Annotated in this window: 5 protein-coding genes; all 5 read right to left on the minus strand. The window is 33.2% G+C overall.

Going from position 1 to position 2,003, the window contains the following annotated elements; all coding sequences use genetic code 11:
* Positions 1-47 precede the first annotated feature (47 nt).
* The 5 genes from BHE89_RS15670 to BHE89_RS26075 are packed head-to-tail and all read right to left on the minus strand — an operon-like array spanning position 48 to position 1,952.
* Positions 48-407 (minus strand): fimbrial protein, encoded by a 360-nt coding sequence (locus tag BHE89_RS15670; protein WP_216081017.1) that lies wholly within the window; start codon positions 405-407, stop codon positions 48-50.
* Positions 408-425: 18 nt separating this feature from the next.
* Positions 426-1,421 (minus strand): fimbrial protein, encoded by a 996-nt coding sequence (locus BHE89_RS15675; RefSeq protein ID WP_069369132.1) that lies wholly within the window; start codon positions 1,419-1,421, stop codon positions 426-428.
* Positions 1,422-1,440: 19 nt separating this feature from the next.
* Positions 1,441-1,572 carry a hypothetical protein gene (locus BHE89_RS26070; protein ID WP_353615140.1) on the minus strand — a complete coding sequence of 44 codons (132 nt, stop codon included), beginning with the start codon at positions 1,570-1,572 and terminating at the stop codon, positions 1,441-1,443.
* Positions 1,517-1,651, minus strand: a complete 135-nt coding sequence (locus BHE89_RS27145; RefSeq protein WP_128860617.1) for a hypothetical protein — start codon at positions 1,649-1,651, stop codon at positions 1,517-1,519. Before BHE89_RS27145 ends, BHE89_RS26070 begins: the two co-directional genes overlap by 56 nt.
* Complete coding sequence (locus BHE89_RS26075) at positions 1,638-1,952, minus strand: fimbria/pilus outer membrane usher protein (RefSeq protein ID WP_128860618.1); 315 nt, start codon at positions 1,950-1,952, stop codon at positions 1,638-1,640. Before BHE89_RS26075 ends, BHE89_RS27145 begins: the two co-directional genes overlap by 14 nt.
* Positions 1,953-2,003 lie beyond the last annotated feature (51 nt).

Here is a 2,003-nt window from a genome sequence, read left to right on the forward strand (position 1 = left end):
TATCTTTATTTTTATCTAAAATTGCAATTCCAATATTTTTTGCAGAATCATTTTCTGACAATTTTAAATAGTGTATTATCTTGACTATCAGTATCCCCTTTAAAGGTCACTTTCACTCCCGTTGTAAATACACCACAATCCGTTAAATTAAGCGTAAATTTTATCGGTTCTGTTGTTTTGTTTTGCTTAAGATCTTTCGTTCCCCATACTCCCAAATCTACAAATTTATTCATGGATTCAGGGCTTACTCTACATGTGTTTGCAACAATATTTGCTTTTATAACAATATTGGTATTTGCCAATTCAGCTTTTGCGCTTTGAACGAGAAATATTAAACACCCGACCACTAAAAAGAGTAACCATAATAAAGAGCGTATTATCTTGTTACTATAAAATAATTCATTCATGATATGAGCCTATATAAATTAAGGGAAATCGACTCTTAGAAAACCACTCGATGTCACAGCCCCTTCTGTCGGTGTTTTACCATCAATGCTGACAGGATACACATTGATGGTAACATTAGAGTCAGAATTCCCATTTAGTTTAAAAGGAATGAAACTGGATAAATCATTAGGGGTTAATTCCGCACCATTCGCGTTCGCAATAATAAATCCAACACTTTTATTAGTAGACACTATTGCATTACCCTGCACAGAATCGGCTTGTAAGCGCATCGTTAAATCGGCACTGGCATCTATATTGTCACATTGAATACTTAAGTTACGGGAAATTGTATTTACACCTTCGGCTTTTTTCCCCGCTTCTTTAAAACTTGATGCAGGAATATTATCAAAATCAATATTTAACACTTGACCTGAATTAATAACACAAGATTGTGGTACAGATATCGAAAGATTTAAAAATAACTGAGTGATCACAGCTTGTTTTGTGGCGCAATTTTGGGGTTGGCAAAACCCAAATTCACCAACAAAAATATTTTTTACATAAGTACCAGAAATAATCGCTTTATCAATTTTTATTCGGGTCTGATATTTTCGTGTGGATACAACCCCTTCTTCACCTTCTTTATAAGAACGCGGGCCACAAGTAGAACTTAAAGTAGGCACATTATAAGGTACATAAATTGTTCTACAATTATTTGTCATCCTTAAAGCCACTGAAATGTAATCATCTATTCTTGAGTATACCCAATCATTATTACTCGTATTTGCAGTAGGAATATTGCCATTAGAATATGTTGCCCAAGTTTGTCCTTGACCTGCATTCCAGCGTAATGTGGTTCGATTTGTTAAACTAATATCAGAAGCATCTTTAGTGATCCCTACCTTATTTTCATTTTTTGTTAACTGTCCACTTAGTGTTGAAATTTCATTAGCATTACAACCACTGATACAGCTAACAGCAATAGCACTATTTGAAGCAATGGCTATTATTGTAAATAATAATATTCTCATCATAATAAAACCCATTCAGTTGCTATTTATCTGATTGACACGTAGAAGAAATAAAATAAATCCCTTTCTCTTTAGATAATTTATCGTTAATTTCATAATTAAATGCACATTGTTGATCTTCCTGTCTTCCCCATTTGGCTTTTAATTTCCCTATCGGTGCTAATCCAGAAATAAAAAACATTACCGTTATCACCAACGATCCCACTCACAGAACGTTCTTCATCGACAACCATTGCACCAAATGGAATAATCGCACCATTTTGTTTCTTTAAATTGACTATCGCTCGATAACCGATAATTTGTTTTAAAATCAGCCTGTACTAAGGCTCCTTTAGTAGGAATAACATTCATAATTGCATTTTCTAATTCAACATTCTCACCTAATGAATTAATATCTAAAGAAACACGATTATTCTTATAAATAGAGGCATAAGGTAAAACAGCATATCCTTTACTGTTAGTTAATATACCATTAGCATTCTCTACTCTAATATTATTAGCATCATTTGCTTTTAATAAGAATATTTGTATCACCTAAAGGTTGACTTAACGTTATTTCCACCAGAATGTGCAACCACTCCACCA

The sequence above is a fragment of the Shigella sp. FC1967 genome (genome assembly GCF_001743005.1).
Classification (GTDB): Bacteria; Pseudomonadota; Gammaproteobacteria; order Enterobacterales; family Enterobacteriaceae; genus Proteus.